At 65.2% G+C, this 2,792-nt stretch carries 4 protein-coding genes; all 4 read left to right on the forward strand.

Translation table 11 applies throughout. The annotated features are described in order from the left end of the window. Positions 1-1,059 (forward strand): malate synthase G (locus RBR29_RS11750; RefSeq protein WP_320349482.1); only part of this gene is annotated, 1,059 nt, incomplete at its 5' end. 112 nt (positions 1,060-1,171) lie between these two features. Continuing rightward, positions 1,172-1,753: a PIN domain-containing protein gene (locus tag RBR29_RS11755; RefSeq protein WP_320349484.1), complete on the forward strand. Its 582-nt coding sequence runs from the start codon at positions 1,172-1,174 to the stop codon at positions 1,751-1,753. Between the two features lie 290 nt (positions 1,754-2,043). Beyond that, a complete protein-coding gene (locus tag RBR29_RS11760) occupies positions 2,044-2,367 on the forward strand; it encodes a hypothetical protein (protein ID WP_320349486.1) in 324 nt (107 codons plus the stop codon). Positions 2,368-2,379: 12 nt separating this feature from the next. Next, a partial coding sequence (locus tag RBR29_RS11765; protein ID WP_320349488.1) for a cation-transporting P-type ATPase occupies positions 2,380-2,792 on the forward strand: 413 nt, incomplete at its 3' end.

Raw genomic sequence — 2,792 nt, forward strand, 5'->3', positions numbered from 1 at the left:
GCCCTGCACGATCTGCAGGCACGCAAAAATTCCCGGACCGGCTCGGTCTACATCGTCAAGCCCAAGATGCACGGCCCCGACGAAGTCGCCTTCGCCAGCGAACTGTTCGGCCGCGTCGAACAGCTGCTGGGCCTGGCGCCCAACACGCTCAAGATGGGCATCATGGACGAAGAACGCCGCACCAGCATCAACCTCAAGGCCTGCATTGCCGCAGCCGCCGAACGCGTCGTGTTCATCAACACCGGGTTCCTGGACCGCACGGGCGACGAAATCCATACTTCCATGCGAGCCGGCGCCATGGAACGCAAGGGCGACATGAAGCACCGCGAATGGATCCAGGCCTACGAACTGAACAACGTGCAGACCGGCCTGGAATGCGGCCTGCGCGGCCATGCCCAGATCGGCAAGGGCATGTGGGCCATGCCCGACCTGATGGCCGACATGCTCCAGCAAAAGATCGCCCACGTGAAAGCCGGCGGCAACACCGCCTGGGTGCCGTCGCCCACCGCCGCCACCCTGCACGCGCTGCACTACCATCAGGTCGACGTGGTCGAAGTGCAGAAATCCCTGGAAAGCCACCACGAGGACTATCTCGACCGGATCCTGACCGTGCCCGTGGCCCGCACACCGAACTGGACGGCCGAACAGATCCAGCAGGAACTGGACAACAACTGCCAGGGCATCCTGGGCTATGTGGTGCGCTGGATCGACCAGGGCGTCGGCTGCTCGAAAGTCCCCGACATCCATGATGTGGGCCTGATGGAAGACCGCGCCACGCTGCGGATTTCCAGCCAGCACATCGCCAACTGGCTGCTGCACGGCATCGTGACCCGCCCGCAGGTCGAGGAAACCCTGCGCCGCATGGCCGCCATCGTGGACAAGCAGAATGCCGGCGATCCCGCCTACGAACCGATGGCCGGCCACTTCGACACATCCTGCGCCTTCAAGGCCGCCAGCGATCTGGTCTTCAAGGGCCTGGAACAGCCCAACGGCTATACCGAGCCGCTGCTGCACCACTGGCGGCAGGTGAAAAAGGCCGAACAGGCCGCCCGGGCCTGATCGCCTGTCCCGGAGGGCGCAACGCGCCTTCCGGCAGCCATTCGCACCACAACAACACCCCATGGCCTGCCGCGCCTGATGCCACAGCGTGCCCAGTCCAGGCGCAGACCACTTGGCTGAATTGATATCACCCCCCATCCTGGTCCTGGACGCCTGCGTCATGATGTCCGGCCTGCAACGCCGCCTGATGCTGGCGCTGGGCACATGCGGCGTCTTCCGTCCTGCCTGGAGCGAGCGCATCGGCGACGAGTGGCAGCGCAACGCCCGGCGCATCTGGGATATCCCCGCAGAAAACCTGCAGGCGGACTGGGACGCCATGCAATCGGCCTTTCCCGAGGCCATGGCACACCAGATCGATCAATATGAACAGGGGCTGCGCTACAGCGACCCCAAAGACTGGCACGTCGTCGCGGTCGCCCGGGAAATGCGTGCTCGGCATCCCGACAGATCCGTGGAAATCCTGACGCTGAATCTCAAGGACTTCAACCGCTCAGAACTCCGCCGCCTGGGCCTGGCCGCGCTGACGCCGGATCGCAAACTGGCGGACTGGTGGCCGGCCCACGAAACGCACATCCGGCAGGCGCTCAGCGAGATCGATGCGGCCGACCCGCCCCCGGGCCGACCGCGACTGCCCCTGCGCGAACGGCTGAGCCGCGAACGCCTGTATCTGCTGAACCGCCTGCTGCGGATCTGAACCCGAAGATATACCTTGGTATCGTGCGACCATCCCATTGCCTGCTGGCCGCAGCCGGCCGGCAATGGGAAAATACCCGCTGTCGTCGATCCCCTGCGTTCGATGACGCGTTTCCGTTCGTGGTACCTACAGGAGGCAATGTATGGACCCAGAACCGTGCTCGCGCCCTTGCGCGCATCTCTACTCACCCAATTCATCCTTGAACGCAATGTTGCGGGCATCGGCCCCGAGGCACTCACTCGCCTGAACGCATGAGAGACCTCCGTGGCCGCGCGCCCCAGGAGAGTCTCATGCTGTTTCGTTTCACCCGTCCCAGCGACGGTCTGCTGCGCGCCCTGCGCACCGCCGTCGCCATGCACCGTCCCACCGATCTGCGCACCCTGCTGGCCTGCCATGGCGAGCCGGCGTTCGCCCGCGCACTGGCCGGGCTGTCCGGCCGCGTCATCGCCGATGCACTGTCGATGCTGAGCGCGGCGGATCGCATGGCCGTCCGGCGCCATCTGTCCCGCGCAGCCCTCCTGCGCCTGCAGGAAATCGAACACCGGCATGCCACCGATTCGGCACGCACCCAACCCACGGCACGCTGGGCATCCCTGCTCCTGCCTCGTCCATAGGAGCCGCATACGATGCGCTTTTTCGATCTCAAACTGAAGCACCTGTTCAGCGGCTTCCTGGCCCGGCGGCACACCAGCCGCCAATTCAAGCGGCAGGCCATCCTGGAGACCCTGCGCAATGCGGGCGCCGGCGAAGGCTGGGCCGTTTCCAGCAGGCTGTCCCGTGACATGCGCCGCATCGCGGCCGACAACAACGCGGCAGCCATCGCACGCCTGGCCTCGCACGAAAACGGCCTGACCCAGGCAGAAGCTGATGATCGCCGCAGCCGCGTGGGCCCGAACGAAGTCGAGCATGAAAAACCGCTGCCGGGCTGGCTGCACCTGTGGTACTGCTACAAGAACCCGTTCAACCTGCTGCTCACGACGCTGGCCGTCATTTCCTTTCTGAGCGACGACCTGGAAGCCGCCATCATCATCACCACGAT

It is taken from the genome of Castellaniella sp. (assembly GCF_034007085.1).
Taxonomy (GTDB): Bacteria; Pseudomonadota; Gammaproteobacteria; order Burkholderiales; family Burkholderiaceae_B; genus Castellaniella.

Excerpts from the sequence above, each read along its gene's own strand:
- RBR29_RS11760 (WP_320349486.1), top strand. The coding sequence starts at position 2,044 with ATGCTGTTTCGTTTCACCCGTCCCAGCGACGGTCTGCTGCGCGCCCTG.